Consider the following 18,265-nt stretch of genomic DNA (forward strand, 5'->3'; position numbering starts at 1 on the left):
TTAACGACAGTCAGCAACATAAGTGGCACAGCTAGAGCGAAAATACAGTTGGGGAAACTGATGATTTAAGTATCTTAGCTGCATTGCTACTACTTATGTCATCCCCACTCGATCGCCCACTCAAAATTGAAATTAGGCTGCCATCCTACCATCCGCAGTTACTGCAAGGACTCGATACCTGGTTACGCTTGGGTTTGATATCTGATGCCCAAGTTAGGCAACTGTGTCGAGAATATCTTGTTTGCAAAGTAGTATTGGAATCTCAGATTCAACCTGAACCAGAGAAAGCAACTGTCACATCTACATCTGTAGAACCTGTAACTGCTAGCAGACTTCAGCCACCACCAGAACCAGTAAAACCGAATTTTGCAACAGAAATATTGCAGTCACTTCTATCAGAATTAAGTGTGCGTTGGCTGCTATTTTTGGGTGTATTTCTAGTAGTGCTGTCTTCTGGAGTACTTGCAGCTAGTCAGTGGGAAAGATTTCCTGCATCAGGACAGTATGGGGTTTTGTTTGCTTATACCCTGAGTTTTGGGGGAATGAGTTTGTGGACAGCCAAGCAAAGTAATTTAAGACTGACGGCACAGACATTATTAATTGTCACGCTTTTGTTAGTGCCAATAAATTTTTGGGCGATGGATCGCTTTGGGTTGTGGCAGAATCTTGTGAATTGGATTGTAGTAGCGATCGCTTCTATTTGTCTAACTGCGATTACAGTTTTGATCGGCAAAAGTCGCCTATTTGCTGCCAATTTAGCAAATCAAAAATTATTTCTAATAAATATTCTCGGCTTAAGTTATCTGCACTGGGGCTGGAATTTACCAACATTTCCCTTAATAGCCCTTTATCTCGCAGTTGTAGGAACAACTCTCATTACGGTTTATCAAACTCGTTTGCTATCACGACAAACAGATAGACAAAGTGGTAACGGCATTAGTTTATCTGCTTTGGTTGTGGTTTATGCCTTGCTGGTATTGTTAGTCAGGGGAATTTTTATTCAGCACCTAGATGTGAGGCAGTTGGGGTTAGCTGTTGGTATTTGCGGCTCGCTGCTAACTTGGTTGGCACAGCAACAAGTTAATCGTCATAGGTCGTTCATATTAATAGATAGGGAGGTGGGGAGGTTGGGAGATGGGGAGAATTCAACCCATCACCCCATCACCCCATCACCCCATCACCCTACCTCGACATTGCCTTGGCAACTAATCGGTGGTATATTATTATTCCTCGGTTGGTTGGTTTCGGTAGCATCTCATCCTGGGCAAGCAATAGCTGTAAGTGGCTTGGGTTTGTGGTTTTTCGCCCGTCGTTTGCAACTATATAACTACAAGCGTGACTTTGTAGCTATTTTTGCAATCGGTTTGCAGGCAATTTGGCTAGGTTGGCGGTTAGTACCTGATGCTTTACAACAAAGGGTGATCGCCACAGCAACCCAACTCACCAACTCTCAAAATGAAGCTTGGGCTTTACTCAGTATCGCTTTATTTCCCTATGTAATTTTGATGGTGGTGCTGACAGACAAGCTACACCACGTCGGTAGAAGAGAAATAGCTAAGTTTGGCGAAAAGTTAACATTGGGTTTTGCTTCTGCCTTAACCGTGATTGCTTTAGTGAACCCAGCATTGCGATCGCTAAATCTAATCCTTTCCACAATCACTTTAGCAGTTGTCACCCAACGCCGCCCCACTCCCCCCACCTCGCCAACCCTGATATATCTCACTCACATCACGGGAGTACTAACACTTTGTTCCATCATTGATTGGTTGTTCCCAAATCTGAATAATGAAATTTGGGCAACGATTTTGTTAGTCATGATGGTAGCCGAGTGGCTATTTAGTCTTGGTGAAGGTTGGTGGCGACGTAGTGCTTGGTATATTGGTTTGGGACTAGCTGTGATTAGCTTTTACCTATTTTGGGTAAATGCTGAATCTGCCTGGAGAAACTACGCTGTCAATAATGCGAGTTGGGGGATAGCTTGGTTAATTACTCCCTTAACTCTTACAGGTGTTGCTAGTCGCAGTTCCGGAGAACGACGCAATCTCAGCGTGATTTTGAGTGTGATCGGTTTAGGAATTATCCAGTTACTAACTTTACCGCTAGCCAGAGTGAGATTAATCGCTTTGGCAGTTGCTGCGGCTTTGATGTTTGTAAATACTAGTTTTTTAAGACACAAAACTTATGCGGTAATTACAGTCGGTTTTGTTTTGAGTGCGATCGCCGCCTTGCTGTGGGAAGGTGTACCAGGTTTGCCGAATTTATCAGCACAGGGGTGGTTTGTAGTTGGGGCAATAACTATTCTAGGATTATGGCTAACTCGCACAGCACTGCAACATAGAGGTAACGAATTAGCAAGTATATATAAAGTTGCCACAGACAGATGGGCGATCGCATTAACTGGTGTAGAGTTATTGAGTTTGACACTGCACTGTGTCTGGGTTTACCAGCGTATTGCAACTCCTGGATTGTTGTATGTAGTTGCTAATGTGATTATTCTGGCAGCCATTATTTATCGTAGTTGGCGACAACCAACAAATTCTGCCTTTTATGGCATTGGTTGGTGTTTAGAATTATTAATTGCCGAGTTGCTGGCTTTTGGCGATCGCTCTATTATGCAAATTGCGATCGCCAATATCGCCTTGGGTTTATTTTCTCAACTATTTGGGGAATGGTGGCAACGCAGACACCGCCTAGAAAGATTGCCTAGCAGCTTTCACATTCTCCCGCTTATTTATGCAGGCTTCAGTTTACTGCTGCGCTTGAACACCTTTACAGAGTGGACAGGTTTGGCTTCTTTGAGTGTAGCTGTAATTGTGATTGGAGTCGGGCGACGGCGGCAAGAATTTAAACCCCTAGTTTACTTGGGAATTCTGGGTATATCAATTTCTGCCTATGAACTGTTGTTCTATCAAATGCTGCAAGCTGCGGGGGGTGCATGGGGCGATGGTTTAATTGCCATGTCAGCTTTAGGCACAACTATTATGTATGCCTATCGTATATTGTCACCTTGGCTGGTCAATTATTTACGACTGACACCACAAGAATTAAAAGTGATTGCCCATTTGCATTGGGCTTGGAGTAGCTTTTTATTGATAGTAGCTATAACTGCACCCATCCAAGTTAACCGCCTCTTGGGTTTAGGAACAGGCATATTTTTGATTCGTTACGCCATCTTTCAGGGAAGATTCCCACAGCACAGAGAAAACAACAGTAACTTTGCCTCAGTCGTTACACCCGATGAAATCTGGGTTTACCTGGGGTTATTAGAAGTAGCTGCCATGAGGATATTTTGGCGAGAAACGGCTGTGGGACAATGGTTTGCTGGACCGTTAGTACCTTGGAATGCTGCGATCGCTTGTATCGTTGCCTATTTCCTGTATATTTTACCTTGGGAAACCTGGGGCTGGTCAAAAAGACCTTGGCAAAGAGCCGCCTACATCATACCACTAATACTTTTATGGGAAACCAGACTACAAATTCATCCAATTGCTTTGCTGCTAACAGCCGGATTTTACGCTTTCCTTGGCATATTTAGCAATCAATTCCGTGTCACCTACATCAGTGTGGCGTTGATTGATTGGGCTATTTTCCGTTGGTTTGCTGTCTTGGGTTTGAATGATAGTTTATGGTATGTGACAGTAATCGGCTTATCTCTACTATATGTTGCCCAATTTGATCCCCAACTAAGACAACCAGACATGAAAGCCAGCCGTCACTACTGGCGACTGCTGAGTAGCGGCTTAATTTGCGGATGGGCGATTTTATTTCATCAAGATACAGCCTTAATACCAGGAATATTCAGTCTCATCGCTATCTTTGCAGGCTTAGGTTTGCGAGTGCGGGCTTTTCTGTATGTTGGCACAGCTACCTTTTTGATTACTGCTTTTTATCAGTTAGTGCTTTTTAGCTTGCGCTACTCATTTTTTAAATGGATTATTGGCTTAGTAGTGGGTATCATCTTCATTTCCATCGCCGCCAACTTTGAAACTCATCGCGCCCAGTTAAATTCCCTACTCCGCAATACAAGCGATAAATTTCAAGATTGGCAGTAAGTAGTACTCAACCATATTGATTTTGAATTTTGATAGGCTGCGAGATCCCCGACTTTTGAAAAAAAGTCGGGGATCTCACCCCTCGCAACCCCTCAGAACTGATATGGTCGAGTAGTAAGTGAGTAAACTTATAACTGCTGCATCAAATCAAACATCAAGTAAAATCAAAAGCTGTGCCACAAACCTCATCTGATCGAACAACGTAAAAACAGATACGATATTTTATCCCTTGTTCCAAAGCTTTCCCAGTATCTTCTTTGAACTCATCAACCAACCACCCGAAACTGCGATCGCCTACCAATTTTCATCGGTTGAAGTCAAACAACTTGCTTTCCGTATCGATGGGGTATTTCTCCCTAAAAGTAATATTTCATCTTGAAAAGTCGGAAGGAGATTAAGCAAATGTTGGGATTAAGCGAGTTAAAGCAAACCAAAGTATATCAAGAAGCCAAGTTATACCAATTCGCCAAAAGAATGCGACAGATAGGCCACCTTGTAGAGACGCGATGAATCGCGTCTTTATCCAAGGATGTGTTGCAATCATTAATTGAATTGGTATTAGAAGGTAAGTTAGAAGCAGTTCCTTTTATGTTGAGCTTAGGTGCAACTGTAGAACAAATAGCGGAGGCACTAAAGTTAGATATAGAGTCAGTAAGACAGGTAGCAGAATCTACAAAAACAATACAGGAAAAAATAGCGAGTCGGACACTGCTAAATAATTCATCTTTGCTTATTCGTCTCTACATTCAGAATAGGCTTTTGAACTTGGGGTAAAAAATTCTTAGCCCAAATGTTAGTTTTTTAGAGGCACTGGGTATTCTCTTAACAGGAGGCTTGTCGGTACTTAAGTATTTACCGCAGTGACTGTTGAAATATGGCTGGTTCTGGAGAAGAATACGTAATTGCCCGACAAAAGAAAATTGAGCGATTCAAGAAGATTTTAACCTGGGTGTCAATTGTATCTTTTGTTGGTTCAGGAGCATTTGCCATCGTTCCTACACTGGAGAATGCTACTCAAAATTCCCAACCCAAAACCGATTCTATTGAGGTTTCATTGCAGCAACAAAGTAAGGGTTTTGAGGTGGTATTGCAGCGAGAACCAGAAAATCGAACTGCATTGGAGGGGTTAGTAAAAACACGGATACAGTTAGGAGATCTCAAGGGCGCAGTTGCACCTTTGGAAAAGTTAGTGAAATTGAATCCAGAACGCCAAGATTACAAAGATGCGTTGGATGGCTTGAAAAAGCAAGTGGATAACAAAGAAAAAGCTAAATAATCATACGTAATTAACTGCTATCTAAATGCTTTTAATCAAGTATTCAAATCAAACAACATAACACAATTGTTTTAGAAGTATAATAACTCAAATATAAGTAACCAAATGTATTTACTATCTCTACATCAACTTGCAAGAGTTCAAATTACAACCTCTAAACATATACATAAAATGGGAATAAATACAATTAATCACTTCTTGGAATTGGATGAAATAAATTTCTTAAGTTCTCAGTCTATATCAAAAGAAATTGCTAACTCATTTCAAAAATTACTATATAAATCAGAACAGAAAACTCTTAGAACGCGCCTGAAGCTAAAAGAGATTAATCTCATCATCTTTCCAAGCTGGTCACACTCAGAAGAAATACTTTATGAAGAGTTAACAAACATCATAATAAGTCTATCAAATCATCCTCAAAAAAATAAGATAACCTTGCTGATTGAAAATAGCGATATTTCTGACAAAGATGTAGAAATTTTCTTATATAGCATAGCTATGGATTTGATGATCAATAACGTTATTGTAATTGACAATGAATTACAAATTTCTCTAATTGGTAAATTGAACGAAATACAGTGGAAAGCATTAATTCCTTGTATTCAGGGTCGTGTTCCATTAGTAAACGAGAACAAGTTTGCTATCAACTCCATTGGTGTTGAAAATTTTATTGACTATGATTTGCATCAAATAGTTTGAAAAAATTACCAATACATAAATGCTATCTGATCAAGTTTTCATACCTTCTATATTTCCAATTTATGAAGGAACAAAAAGACCTTTTTGGTCTGTGATGATTCCCACCTACAACTGTGCCAACTATTTAATAGAAACCCTCAAAAGTGTTCTAGCACAAGATCCAGGGCCTGACCAAATGCAGATTGAGGTAGTAGATGATTACTCTACTAAAGATGATCCGGAAGCAATAGTTAGAGAAATAGGGAAAGGTCGAGTTTCTTTCTTCCGCCAACCTCAAAATATGGGGCCAATACCTAACTTTAATACTTGCATTCAACGCGCTAAAGGTCATTGGGTACATATTCTGCATGGTGATGACATGGTTTTACCAGGGTTTTATAGTCGTTTGCGGAAATCATTGGAAAAAGAACCCACAGTGGGAGCAGCTTTTTGTCGTCATATTTTTGTAGATGAGAATGGTGAATGGCAATGGTTATCTGTACTGGAAAGGGAAACTGCGGGTATTATTTATAACTGGATAGAACGCCTTGCTATTTCCCAGCGAATTGAAACACCTTCAATCGTAGTTAGACGCAGCGTTTATGAAAAATTGGGGGGATTTCATTTAGAATTATTTCACACTGCTGATTGGGAAATGTGGAAACGAATTGCAGTCCATTACCCAGTTTGGTTTGAAACACAGCCACTAGCATACTATCGCAGACATTCTGCTTCCCATACTTCTACATTAATAAGATCGGGTGCTAATATTGCTAACGCATTAAGAGCGATTGAAATATCTGAATCCTATTTGCCAAAAGCCTTTGCTACTCAATTATCCAATCAAGCTAGAAAAAATTATGCTTTCGTTGCTATTAGCACTGCTAGAAGAATGCTAGCAATGAGTGATATGGAAGCAGCAATAGCTCAGATTTGGTCAGGACTAAATTGTAGTGATTCTCCAGAAGTTATAAGTTCTTTAATTTCTCTCCTCAAATCAATTGATTCAGAAAAATTTTTAGTTGAACTATCTAATTACGCCGAGCAAAAGCAGGGAAATGAAACCAGCCAATCTGCATTAACTAAACTTTACCAAGCATTAGAAGAAGAACCCAGTGATTTAAAAACTACATCTCCAACAATTGTTTTTGATGGTGTAGCTTTCCAAATCTTAGAAAAAGCAGGGATTACACGGGTATGGACTAACTTGCTTGAGGAGTGGATCAAGAATGGATTTGCCAAATACATTATTTTACTGGATCGAGCGGGAACTGCACCTCATCTTTCTGGTATTCGCTATATCAACTTCCCAGCTTATGGCTATGGTAATACAGAAGGCGATCGCGAAATGCTACAGCAGATATGCGATCAATTTGGTGCTGACTTATTCATTTCCAGTTACTACACAACTCCAATTTCCACACCATCCGTATTCTTAGCACATGACATGATTCCAGAAGCTATAGGCTGGAATCTCAATCTTTCTGTTTGGCGAAATAAGCACCACAGTATTCGACATGCAGCTATTCATATTGCAGTTTCTGAAAACACAGCGCAGGATCTAGTTAAGTTTTTCCCACACATTTCCTTAGAGTCGGTAATAGTTGCTAAAAATGGAGTTGATGCTCAAATATTTTCACCAGCTAGTTCTGAAGATATTAGTTCGTTTAAGAAAAAATATGGAATTATCAAACCATATTTTATGTTGGTTGGAATAGATGATAATCGTAAAAATAGAATTTTATTTTTTAAGGCTTTCTCCCAACTTAGTAATAGAGAAGGATTTGAAATTGTCTGTACAGGAAGTGATTCATTATTAAATCCAGAATTGAGAAATTACACATCAGGTAGTGTAGTTCATATCTTAGAACTTGAGGATGAAGAATTAGCAACAGCTTATTCTGGTGCTGTTGCACTAGTTTATCCATCTAAATATGAAGGATTTGGTTTACCTATTTTGGAAGCAATGGCATGTGGTTGTCCAGTGATCACCTGTCCTAATGGTTCTATACCAGAAGTTGCGGGAGAAGCTGCAATATATGTGAATCACGAAAATGCTGATGAACTAGCAGATGCACTTGGTGAAGTACAAAAACCCAGTATTCGTAAATCAGTAATTGCTGCTGGTTTAAAACGAGTAAAACAGTTTTCTTGGTCGCAAATGGCAAACACTGTAAGTTCTGCCTTAATTGATGCAACTTTGCTGCCTTTAAAACTTAAGGATAATAATCTCATTATTTTTCCAGATTGGTTACAGCCAGAAGAAAAAATAGGTTGGGAATTACAAGCAGTAATCAAAGCGATCGCAACTCATTCTGAAAATAGAAGTATAACTTTGCTAGTTACAACTAGCAACATTTCATACGACGATGCAGAACTATTTTTATCTAGTGTAACGATGAACTTACTCATGGAAGAAGATTTAGATCTCAGCCAAGGGCCAGAAATTTCTTTAGTAAGTGAACTGGGTGAAATACAGTGGCAAGCTTTGCTTTCTCACATCCAAGCCAGAATAATTTTGTCCTATGAAGATAAAGATGTGATCGCACAAATTAGAGCAGAAAATTTAACGTCTTACAATCTAGAATTTAGTTTGTAGTAAGCACTTTAGAGCTTATTAAATTTTTAAGTGCTAAAACATTCACTACAAACATATTTATATATTTAATTTTCAGCTATGGACTCTCAAAAATTTATTACTCATTTACCTAAACTGTATTATAACTGGGGTAAAGATTCTGTATCTGTCAAATCGCATCAATTTCAGCAATTAATTGAGCAAGCTAAAGGTACAACTACAGTAAATATTATGCAATTGCTCAACTTTGCAGTTGAATGCATGGACAATAAAGAAATTTATTGTGAAGTTGGTTGCTGCCAAGGTACAAATTTAATTGCTGCACTTCATAACCATCTCCAAAAAATGGCTTATGCAATAGATGATTTTTCTCAATATAACAATAGTGATGAAATAATTGAAAAAATAAATTATAACTTATCAGTATTTGGTTTAGATGAGCAAGTTGTGATTTGTAATCAAGATTTTGAAGATTTTTTTTACGAACTCAGAGAATTTGAAACTGAAAATAAAATAGGTATCTATTTTTCTAGCGCCACAAATGATTATAGAGAGCAAATATTAGGACTACTTTTAGTTAAACCTTTTCTTGCAAATCAAGCTTTAATTATTGTTGGTAATAGTAACAACAGTGGTGTGCAGCAAGCGAACTGGGACTTTATCGCTGGTCATCCTCAATGCCAAATGCTGCTAGACTTGCCTACGCCAGAAGAAAACCATAATACGTTTTGGAATGGTATCCAAGTTTTAAGCTGGGATATCGACAGGGAATATAACTATGATTTTTCCTTGATTAAAGAGCGTCAAAATAAAGTATTTATTCAAGAACTACATAACTGGCAGTTAGAGTTTGAAAATCAGAAAAAAGAATTTAATAATTTAAAAAGAGAAGCAATTGCATTACACAATTATGGCTGTTTTGAAGAAGCTGAAAATAAATATAAGCAATTATTAGAGTGGAACCATAATCAGGCAGATATTTGGCTAAATCTGGGAAGTTTATATTACACCACAAATAGATACCAACAAGCACTGAATTCTTTACTTAAATCCATAGAACTGCAACCATCACAAGCTGTACATTATTACACTATGGGAGTGGTACTAGAAAAAATAGGTGCTATTTCCCATGCAATTGAAGCATATCAACATGCAATTGCTTTAGAACCAGAAGCAATTGATCCCTACAACAATTTAGGAAATATTTTACTAGGACAAGGAAAAGTAGACGAAGCAGAGTCAATTTACCGACAAGCGATCGCAGCAAATCCCAAGCATTTTGGTGCCTATCTTAACCTGGGTAACGTACTCATGGAACGACAGCAAATAGATGAGGCTGTAGCAATCTATGAACAAGCTCTGCATTTAAAACCCCGCAATTCTGATATTCTTTATAACTTAGCAGTGGCATTAGAAGCGAAAAAAGATCCCGCTGAAGCTGCACGTTACTATGGTTATGCCTATTATCGCCAAGGAGAATATCAAGAAGCAATTAATCAGTATCAGCAATTTCTCAAATATAAAACAGGGGATGAGTTTTTTTATATTGCTTTAGCTGAATGCTATCAAGGTTTAAATCAAGCTCAAGAAGCCCTTCAAACTTATCAGCAAGGTTTACAACTCTATCCCAAATCACCGGAAATATTTTTATCTCTGGCTTTAGCATTACAAGAATTTGGACGTACAGAAGAAGCGATCGCAGTTGTTAATGAAGCCTCGAAAATACTACCGAATATATTGACTTTTAAGTTAGAAAAACAACGTATACTACCAATATTATATGACCATCCAGCAGAAATATATAATTACAGGCAGCGTTTTACCCAAGGTTTAGAAGAATTAATTCAGCAGACATCTTTAGATACTCCCGAAGCCAGAAAAAGTGCTTTAAAGGGTATCGGTATAAAAACAAATTTTTACTTACAATATCAATGCAAAAATGATATAGACCTACAAAAAAAATATGGTCAGTTTGTGCATAAAGTCATGGCTGCTAACTATCCTGAATGGGTTAGTACTGTGCCAATGCCATCTTTAGAAAAAGGAGAAAAAATACGCGTTGGCTATGCTTCTTATTATTTAAGGAGCCATAATGGTGCTAGATGGGCATTAGGATGGATAAAAAATCATAACAGACAAGACATTGAAATTTATTGTTACCATACAAGCCCAATTGTAGATAAAATTACTCAACAATTTCAATTATCTAGTGATTTTTTCCATCACATACCAGAAGATTTAGAAGCAGTATGTCATCAAATAATAGCAGATAAATTACACATACTAATTTTTCCAGACATTGGCATGGCTCCCCTCACAACTCAGATAGCAGGATTACGACTTGCTCCTGTTCAGTGTACAGCATGGGGACATCCCGTTACTTCTGGTTTACCAACGATTGATTATTATTTATCTAGTGATTTGATGGAGCCAGCAAACGCCCAAGAACACTATTCAGAGCAATTAATTCGCTTGCCTAATCTCGGTTTTTGCTATCCTAAACCAGTTATTCCGCAACCTAGCAAAACTCGTTCAGACTATCAATTACGCGATGATGCTGTAGTATATTTATCGTGTCAATCTTTATTTAAATATTTACCCCAATATGATTATATCTTTGCAGCAATTGCTGAAAAATTACCTCAAGCCCAATTTGCTTTTTTAGCTCACACTAGCATTCATATCACCGAAAAATTCCGCCAACGCTTACAAAAGGCTTTTGCTAAGTACGGCTTAAATAGTGAGGAATATTGTGTAATTGTACCTCGACAAAAAACATCAGGCTATTTAAATTTAAACTTAGTCTCAGATGTGTTTCTAGACACGTTTGATTGGAATGGAGGTAATTCTACATTAGAAGCGATCGCCTGCAATTTACCAATTGTAACTTGTCCAGGTGAATTTATGCGTGGTCGTCATTCCTGTGCCATTTTAGAAATGCTTGGTGTCACAGATACTATTGCTCAAAATGAAACTGAATATATAGAATTAGCTGTGAAGTTAGGGCTTGATCGGGAATGGAGAAATAGTATTGTTGAACGAATGATGCAGCGCCATTCCTATCTTTATAATGACAAAACTTGTGTAGAAGCCCTTGATAATTTCTTTCGATATGTAGTTAAAGAAAAGTCTGAGCGCTAAAGCACTCACTACGAACCAATGTACCTTTGCCACATCTCCTCGTAAGCTTCCTCCATATGACGGCTAAACCGTTCCCCATTCCATAAGGGTGCTGTGCGTCGCGACTGATACAGCACCCAAGCTATTTTTTGGCGTAATGCAGCATCTTTTCCTAAGCGCACACCCCACTCCACATATTCTTCATCTGTCCAAGCAATGCCTTCTGTCACACCAGCATTTACCATCATTGTGTAGCTATTACGAGCAGCAAATTGTTGTCCGACTCTTGTTACTAAAGGGATGCACATCCACAGAGTTTCTAATGTGGTGGTAGCTCCATTGTAGGGATAGGTATCTAAGACGACATCTGCAATACTCAAGTTAGCACGATGCACTGCTTCCAAAGGAACGTCTGGTAAAAACCGCAATTGTTTCCCACTTACTCCTTCTTCACTTGCAATTTGCCTAAAGAAATCTTTTGCTGCTTCTTCATTCGCAAATCCTTTAATTAAAAAATAACTATTTGGTACTTGTTTAATAATTTGCATTTGCAGTCGCACTGTATCAGGATGTCGTTTGTAATTACCTTGAGCGCTCAAATAAACAACTGCATCATCAGGAATATCTAAATGTTCACGACGTAAACTTGGTACACCCACCTCAAAACCATCTACTGCTATGTAAGTTTCAGGTAAACGCCAGATTTTTTCTTGATAGTAATTTTGGGCTGTTTCTGGTAAAACGTAGGGGTCGGCTATATAGTAATCTATTGTTGGTATACCTGAAGCATCCCAACCCAACCAAGTGACTTGAACGGGAGCAGGTTTTAGTGCTAATACCTCACAGCTAATATCCAATGTAATGCTGTCTAAATCAATCAAAATATCAATTTCATCCTGATAAATCTGCTCAGCAATTTCCCAGCTATTAGTTCCTAGTTTACGTGCTTGATCAACTTGATTAACATACCATTCTTGTAATGGATGATTCGTATCTTTATAGCTGACGAAATAACCATAAATTTCAAAGCGATCGCGATTATGATATTCAAACAACCATCGCGCTAGCCAGCCTACTGAATGTCTTTTTAAATAAGCCGATAGATATCCAACTTTTAACTTTTTTACTTGATTAGCAGAGCTTTTTTTTAATGCAATTTGTTGATGATATTTTTTCTTTAGCTGATCAGCACCATTTTGCAGACTCGATTGAAATAATTTCGCTATTTGATTGTGAATTAACCTATTACTTTCCGCCTCATTCCGCCAGTAAGGAAAGAAAAAAGTCGAAGTTAGCAGCCGACACATGTGAGGTTGATCGGTTAATATTGGTTGTTCTGCTATTAACGACAACATTAATGATTCATGTCGTTGTAAAACTGAGATTGCTTCTTGCCAATATCCTCCAGCTTGCATCAACCCACGTAGCACCATATGATTTGCTTGCACTTTATCAAGCAAATTTTCCATCAAGGAATAATACTGCTTGGCTATTTCTATACCTTGAGAATGCTTTCCAGAATTTTGATAACAAGCAGACAAATGTCTTAAAACTTCTGGATTTTTTGGATCTATAGCTAAACATAACTCTGCTAGCCGTGTTCCTTCCTCTGGTTGTTGCAGTGAATATGCAACTGTAACTGATGCCCTTAGTAAAAGACACAGTAATGGTAGGGGTGGAAGATGGGGTATACAAGCTGCTGCTAATTCCAAAGATACTGGTAACAAAGGTGATGCATCTAAAATATATTGCAGAATTTGCAGTAATAAATCTGCATCTAAATCTAGAGGTGGTTCCGCCTCTAGTAAAGAAATTAGTCCAAAATTAATTAGCTGCTCATTAGTTAAAGTTTCCTGCTTGATAGCCAGTTGAGTTAGATGTAATAAATTATTGATATCTGTAGGCTGAATTTCTTGGATGTGCTGTCGTATTAACCAAGCAGTGGAATAATCTGCTATTTCAAAACGCCGTTCGGCTTCTGTTTGCAGTACTTGTATTAATTCCAGTGTCCACTGTTCTACTTCTTCTGATTCGCCCTCTATCATAGCCATCAGCCAAGTAGTTTGGGCTTCCGCCTCTTGTTGTTGTAATAGCAATACTAGCCCTAAATGCCAATAGTGAGATTTGACATTTGGTTCTGCTGCAATAGCCTGTTCATACAGATTTTGAGCCTGATAGTAATCTCCCTGAATTAGATACTGATAACCTTGTTCGTGGTAATTGGTGTTATGAGTTAAAGAAACATCTAAAGTCATAGTTAATTTTTGGGCAACAAAGGGTTTTAGTCCTCTTTATAGGGGTGAAATAAAAAACCGCAGAGGCGCAGAGATCGCAGAGAAAGAGGAGGAGAGGATAAAATGAGAAGTTGGTTTACCTAGCAAAGTTTGTGTGGCAAAGTAATAGGTTTCTAACTTATGGTGATTTTTGATATGGTGTAAAATCTCAGTAAATGAAATAGCTGTATACAGCAGTAATTACACTAATATGTTAAAAAGTGAGTAGTAATCACTACTCACTATTCAATAAATATCTAACTCAAAAGGAAGGTTATTAATGCAATGCCTACTGAATGGTTTTCATTTGTTTGCTATTAATGCTAGGACAAGCTCCGTTAGCCGTACCCTCACCTACAGTTTCACCGTTTGCTGCTGCCGTTGTTGTGGCATCCACAGCTTCGCATAGCGTTACTAAGGTAATTGGTTCGTTGATGTTGTTCACTAATTGAGTTGAGGTATAGACAACACCAGCATAAGACTTCAGCTTAGCTGCTTTTGTTCTAGCTTTATTGGTGACAATTTCGCTTACATTATTGCTGCTAGCTTCGTATATGTAATTTTCGGTTTGAGTTTTGATACCAATACCCAGTTCCGAAATTGAAGTAGTGAATTTGTTGGCGTTTTCCAAATAAAATGCTTGCTGCGCCCTGTTTACAGCACCAACGTTTTGTTTTGCTTCTGATTGACGGGCTTTGCTGATTTGGTTGAGTAGTGAAGGTAACGCGATCGCTGCCAATACACCGATAATAATTACTACCACTAATAGTTCAATAAGTGTAAAACCTTCGTCATTCTTTTTCTTACGATTGTTGAGATGCTGGAGGAATTTGGCTTGCAGTTCTGGCTTGAGCATGGGTTTCTCCTTAAAGTGGGGATGTTATAGGTGATTACTGTGTTCTAAAAGTAACTTACCCACTTGCGATCGCTTTCATATCACTTTGGTAAAAAGTTTTTCTCGCCAGCGGGGAAAAGGGGTGAGGAACTCGGGGCCCCTGGTGGGGATTAGGGGTAGTGGGGGGAGTATGAGGAGTGTGAGGGGTGTGGGGGGGTGGGAGAGACAAGGGAGACAAGGGGGACGACTTGGGGGACATGGGAGAACACTAACAATCAACAACCAACAACCAACAACCAACTACTAACCACTGTACCGGCGTAGACGGGAAGCGGCTTCCCGAAGGGTAGCATTTGTACCAAGATATTTAGTTTTCAGCAAAGATACTCAGCCCATAGCTTCGCCCCTACTAACTACTAACCAAAATATTTGTTATGCTAGATTATACGTAGTCGTTATGAGTTTGTTTATCGCCATCATGACTAACCCAAAAGTAGAAAACGTGGTAATTATAGGTTCTGGCCCAGCGGGCTACACAGCTGCTATTTACGCGGGACGTGCCAACCTAAAACCAATTGTATTTGAGGGCTTCCAAGCCGGGGGTTTGCCTGGTGGACAGTTGATGACAACAACGGAAGTAGAAAACTTTCCTGGCTTTCCCAAAGGAATTACTGGACCAGAACTGATGGATTTAATGAAGGCTCAAGCGGAACGTTGGGGTGCTGAGCTATATACAGAAGACGTCATTGAAGTAGATTTAAAACAGCGTCCATTTACAGTCCGCTCAACAGAACGGGAATTTAAAACCCATAGTTTAATTATTGCCACAGGTGCAACAGCTAGGCGTTTGGGTTTAGCTAATGAGCATCAATTCTGGAGTCGGGGTATTTCTGCTTGTGCGATTTGCGATGGTGCTACGCCAATATTTCACGGTGCTGAATTAGCTGTGGTGGGTGGTGGCGACTCAGCAGCAGAAGAAGCAATTTATCTAACTAAATATGGTTCTAAGGTGAACTTGCTGGTACGCTCGGATAAGATGCGGGCTTCTAAAGCCATGCAAGACCGAGTTTTGAGTAATCCCAAAATCCATGTTCACTGGAACACCGAACCTGTAGACGTGTTTGGTAACGGTCACATGGAAGGGGTGAGAATTCGCAATAATAAAACTGGCGAAGAAAGTGAACTGCACGTTAAAGGACTATTCTACGCCATTGGTCACACTCCCAACACCTCCTTATTTAAAGGACAAATAGAACTCGATGAGGTAGGTTACATTGTCACCAAACCTGGTTCACCAGAAACAAGTGTAGAAGGTGTTTTTGCTGCTGGTGACGTGCAGGATCATGAATATCGTCAAGCAATCACCGCAGCCGGTAGTGGTTGTATGGCAGCGATGTTAGCAGAACGGTGGTTGTCTGCTCATGGTCTAATTCAGGAGTTCCATCAGGTAGTGCAAACTCCAGATAATGAATTACAGCCTCAGCCAGCTGCAAACAAAACTCCCACTGACGATGAATTTGATTTAAATGCAACACGTCATGAGGGAAGTTATTCTCTGCGGAAGCTTTTCCACGAAAGCGATCGCTTGATTGTTGTCAAATACGTCGCCCCCGGTTGTGGCCCTTGCCATACCCTCAAACCCATACTCAATAAAGTAGTAGATGAATTTGACGGCAAAATTCACTTTGTAGAAATTGATATCGACAAAGACCGAGAAATTGCTGAAAATGCGGGCATTACCGGAACTCCCACAGTTCAGTTCTTTAAGAATAAGGAACTGTTAAAAGAACTCAAAGGCGTGAAGCAAAAGAGCGAGTATCGACAGTTGATTGAAAGTTATTTGTAGCTGTAAACTCTGACAAAAAGAGATATTGGGTGATTACGAACACCGATGAACACCGATGAACACAGATAAATCATCGGTGTGTATCCGTGTGCATCTGTGTTCGCTTTCCCAAAACTATTGGACTATTGGTTATAAATCCCAGCCACAACAAAAATCAATATAATCACGAACACCGATGAACACCTATAAACACAGATAAATCATCGGTGTTCATCTGTGTGCATCTGTGTTCGATTCATAAAATAGAAATGAAGGTGCGTTACACTTCATTAACGCACCCCACTTTATGCTTGACAAAACAGCCCTCAAACCCCAACACTCATAACTCAAATCAGAATTTTGCAGACGCGTCATGGTGCGTCTTCCCCAAACCTATGACTGTTGTAAAAACTCAACCGCCAAGAATTTTAAATTTTCCTAAAAGTCCTAACCTCTCCCAAAAATTAATGGTTGTGGGTTTAGTGATTACTATTTTATTCATATTTTTAGCCTTATTTGCTCCTCTATTTCAGGCTTGGGGATGGCTACAAGACCCCACAGATTTTTTGAGTAACCCCATTCATAGTCCACCGTCAGCCAAACATTGGTTTGGTACTAGTCGTCTTGGTTATGATGTCTTCTCACGCACAATATTTGGCATCCAAGCAGCGTTGCAAGTAGTTTTGCTAGCAACAGCATTAAGTATGGTTGTGGGTGTGCCATTGGGAATGGTGAGTGGCTATGTTGGTGGTAAATTAGATAAAACCTTGCTGTTCTTGATGGATAGTATCTACACATTACCAGGGTTATTGCTTTCGGTAACACTAGCGTTTGTAGTGGGACGGGGGATATTGAATGCTGCGATCGCCATTAGTATTGCTTACATTCCCCAATATTACCGTGTAGTTCGCAATCATACGGTCAGTGTCAAAACAGAAGTATATATCGAAGCAGCCCAAGCGATCGGTGCTAACACCTGGCAAGTCCTTTCTCGCTACCTCTTTTTTAACGTCATTCAAAGCGTACCCGTACTCTTCACTCTCAACGCCGCCGATGCAATTTTAGTGTTAGGTGGTTTGGGATTTTTAGGTTTAGGATTACCCGAAGAAGTACCAGAATGGGGACGCGACTTAAAACAAGCTTTGGAAGCACTACCCACAGGCATTTGGTGGACTACTCTCTTCCCTGGCTTGGGTTTAACATTGATGGTTGTAGGGTTATCACTACTCGGTGAGGGGTTAAACGAATTTGTCAATCCGCGTTTGCGGAAAGAAAATGGAATCCGGAAATAGTCATTGGTTGTTTGTTGTTAGTTGTTTGTTGTTTGTTCCAACCAACAAGCAACAACTAACCAAGAACACTAGGTTCGATTTGCTATTCTGGAAATTTGTTGTAGTTTTTAGCGAGAGATTTGTGTGAACGATAAACTTTCTTTAGTTGCTGCCACGGCTGGCGGTTTTATGCTTTCCGTTGCTTTAGCTGGTATTTTAAGAGGTGGGCCAGTTACATCTTGGCAGGTGCAAGCAAATGTGGGTTCAACTCCAGTTATGTATGTAACTCGAACTACACCATATGCAAGTGAAATAATTCAAAAACATAGTAATGACAGATAGTTGTTTGTTGGTTGT

Annotated in this window: 11 protein-coding genes and 1 pseudogene; 10 read left to right on the forward strand and 2 right to left on the reverse strand. The window is 39.4% G+C overall.

Annotated features, from left to right (window positions below; genetic code table 11):
• Window positions 1–95 precede the first annotated feature (95 nt).
• The 7 genes and pseudogenes from UYI_RS0109550 (at window position 96) to UYI_RS0109580 (ending at window position 11,725) form a co-directional block, all read left to right on the forward strand.
• Window positions 96–4,052: a hypothetical protein gene (locus tag UYI_RS0109550; RefSeq protein WP_016866442.1), complete on the forward strand. Its 3,957-nt coding sequence runs from the start codon at window positions 96–98 to the stop codon at window positions 4,050–4,052.
• Window positions 4,053–4,269: 217 nt separating this feature from the next.
• Window positions 4,270–4,413, forward strand: a pseudogene (locus tag UYI_RS38285) (DUF2887 domain-containing protein); the annotation flags it as partial.
• A 173-nt stretch (window positions 4,414–4,586) separates the two neighbouring features.
• Complete coding sequence (locus tag UYI_RS38290; protein WP_219725360.1) at window positions 4,587–4,826, forward strand: hypothetical protein; 240 nt, start codon at window positions 4,587–4,589, stop codon at window positions 4,824–4,826.
• A 100-nt stretch (window positions 4,827–4,926) separates the two neighbouring features.
• Window positions 4,927–5,328 (forward strand): tetratricopeptide repeat protein, encoded by a 402-nt coding sequence (locus tag UYI_RS0109565; RefSeq protein WP_016866445.1) that lies wholly within the window; start codon window positions 4,927–4,929, stop codon window positions 5,326–5,328.
• Between the two features lie 105 nt (window positions 5,329–5,433).
• Window positions 5,434–6,027 (forward strand): hypothetical protein, encoded by a 594-nt coding sequence (locus UYI_RS0109570; RefSeq protein ID WP_026085849.1) that lies wholly within the window; start codon window positions 5,434–5,436, stop codon window positions 6,025–6,027.
• Between the two features lie 19 nt (window positions 6,028–6,046).
• Window positions 6,047–8,605: a glycosyltransferase gene (locus UYI_RS32345; RefSeq protein ID WP_051035556.1), complete on the forward strand. Its 2,559-nt coding sequence runs from the start codon at window positions 6,047–6,049 to the stop codon at window positions 8,603–8,605.
• A 78-nt stretch (window positions 8,606–8,683) separates the two neighbouring features.
• Window positions 8,684–11,725 carry a tetratricopeptide repeat protein gene (locus UYI_RS0109580; RefSeq protein WP_016866446.1) on the forward strand — a complete coding sequence of 1,014 codons (3,042 nt, stop codon included), beginning with the start codon at window positions 8,684–8,686 and terminating at the stop codon, window positions 11,723–11,725.
• Window positions 11,726–11,733: 8 nt separating this feature from the next.
• Here UYI_RS0109580 and UYI_RS0109585 read toward each other — a convergent pair whose 3' ends face one another.
• On the reverse strand, window positions 11,734–13,959 hold the full coding sequence (locus tag UYI_RS0109585) for an O-linked N-acetylglucosamine transferase, SPINDLY family protein (RefSeq protein ID WP_016866447.1): 2,226 nt from the start codon (window positions 13,957–13,959) through the stop codon (window positions 11,734–11,736).
• Window positions 13,960–14,266: 307 nt separating this feature from the next.
• Window positions 14,267–14,833: a type IV pilin-like G/H family protein gene (locus UYI_RS0109590; protein WP_016866448.1), complete on the reverse strand. Its 567-nt coding sequence runs from the start codon at window positions 14,831–14,833 to the stop codon at window positions 14,267–14,269.
• A gap of 457 nt (window positions 14,834–15,290) precedes the next feature.
• Between UYI_RS0109590 and trxB the strand changes: the two genes are divergently transcribed.
• The 3 genes from trxB (at window position 15,291) to UYI_RS0109605 (ending at window position 18,250) form a co-directional block, all read left to right on the forward strand.
• Entirely contained in the window at window positions 15,291–16,658 is a 1,368-nt protein-coding gene (gene trxB, locus UYI_RS0109595) for a thioredoxin-disulfide reductase (RefSeq protein WP_026085851.1), read from the forward strand.
• Window positions 16,659–17,032: 374 nt separating this feature from the next.
• A complete protein-coding gene (locus UYI_RS0109600; protein ID WP_016866450.1) occupies window positions 17,033–17,929 on the forward strand; it encodes an ABC transporter permease in 897 nt (298 codons plus the stop codon).
• Between the two features lie 123 nt (window positions 17,930–18,052).
• On the forward strand, window positions 18,053–18,250 hold the full coding sequence (locus tag UYI_RS0109605; protein WP_016866451.1) for a hypothetical protein: 198 nt from the start codon (window positions 18,053–18,055) through the stop codon (window positions 18,248–18,250).
• Window positions 18,251–18,265 lie beyond the last annotated feature (15 nt).

The sequence above is a fragment of the Fischerella muscicola PCC 7414 genome (assembly GCF_000317205.1).
GTDB classification, from domain to species: domain Bacteria; phylum Cyanobacteriota; class Cyanobacteriia; order Cyanobacteriales; family Nostocaceae; genus Fischerella; species Fischerella muscicola.

Bases quoted from the DNA above. Each gene is read 5' to 3' on its own strand.
- UYI_RS0109590 (WP_016866448.1), bottom strand. From the start codon at position 14,833: ATGCTCAAGCCAGAACTGCAAGCCAAATTCCTCCAGCATCTCAACAAT.
- UYI_RS32345 (WP_051035556.1), top strand. From the start codon at position 6,047: ATGCTATCTGATCAAGTTTTCATACCTTCTATATTTCCAATTTATGAA.
- UYI_RS0109565 (WP_016866445.1), top strand. From the start codon at position 4,927: ATGGCTGGTTCTGGAGAAGAATACGTAATTGCCCGACAAAAGAAAATT.
- UYI_RS0109580 (WP_016866446.1), top strand. From the start codon at position 8,684: ATGGACTCTCAAAAATTTATTACTCATTTACCTAAACTGTATTATAAC.
- UYI_RS0109550 (WP_016866442.1), top strand. From the start codon at position 96: ATGTCATCCCCACTCGATCGCCCACTCAAAATTGAAATTAGGCTGCCA.
- UYI_RS0109570 (WP_026085849.1), top strand. From the start codon at position 5,434: ATGTATTTACTATCTCTACATCAACTTGCAAGAGTTCAAATTACAACC.
- trxB (WP_026085851.1), top strand. From the start codon at position 15,291: ATGACTAACCCAAAAGTAGAAAACGTGGTAATTATAGGTTCTGGCCCA.
- UYI_RS0109600 (WP_016866450.1), top strand. From the start codon at position 17,033: ATGACTGTTGTAAAAACTCAACCGCCAAGAATTTTAAATTTTCCTAAA.
- UYI_RS0109585 (WP_016866447.1), bottom strand. From the start codon at position 13,959: ATGACTTTAGATGTTTCTTTAACTCATAACACCAATTACCACGAACAA.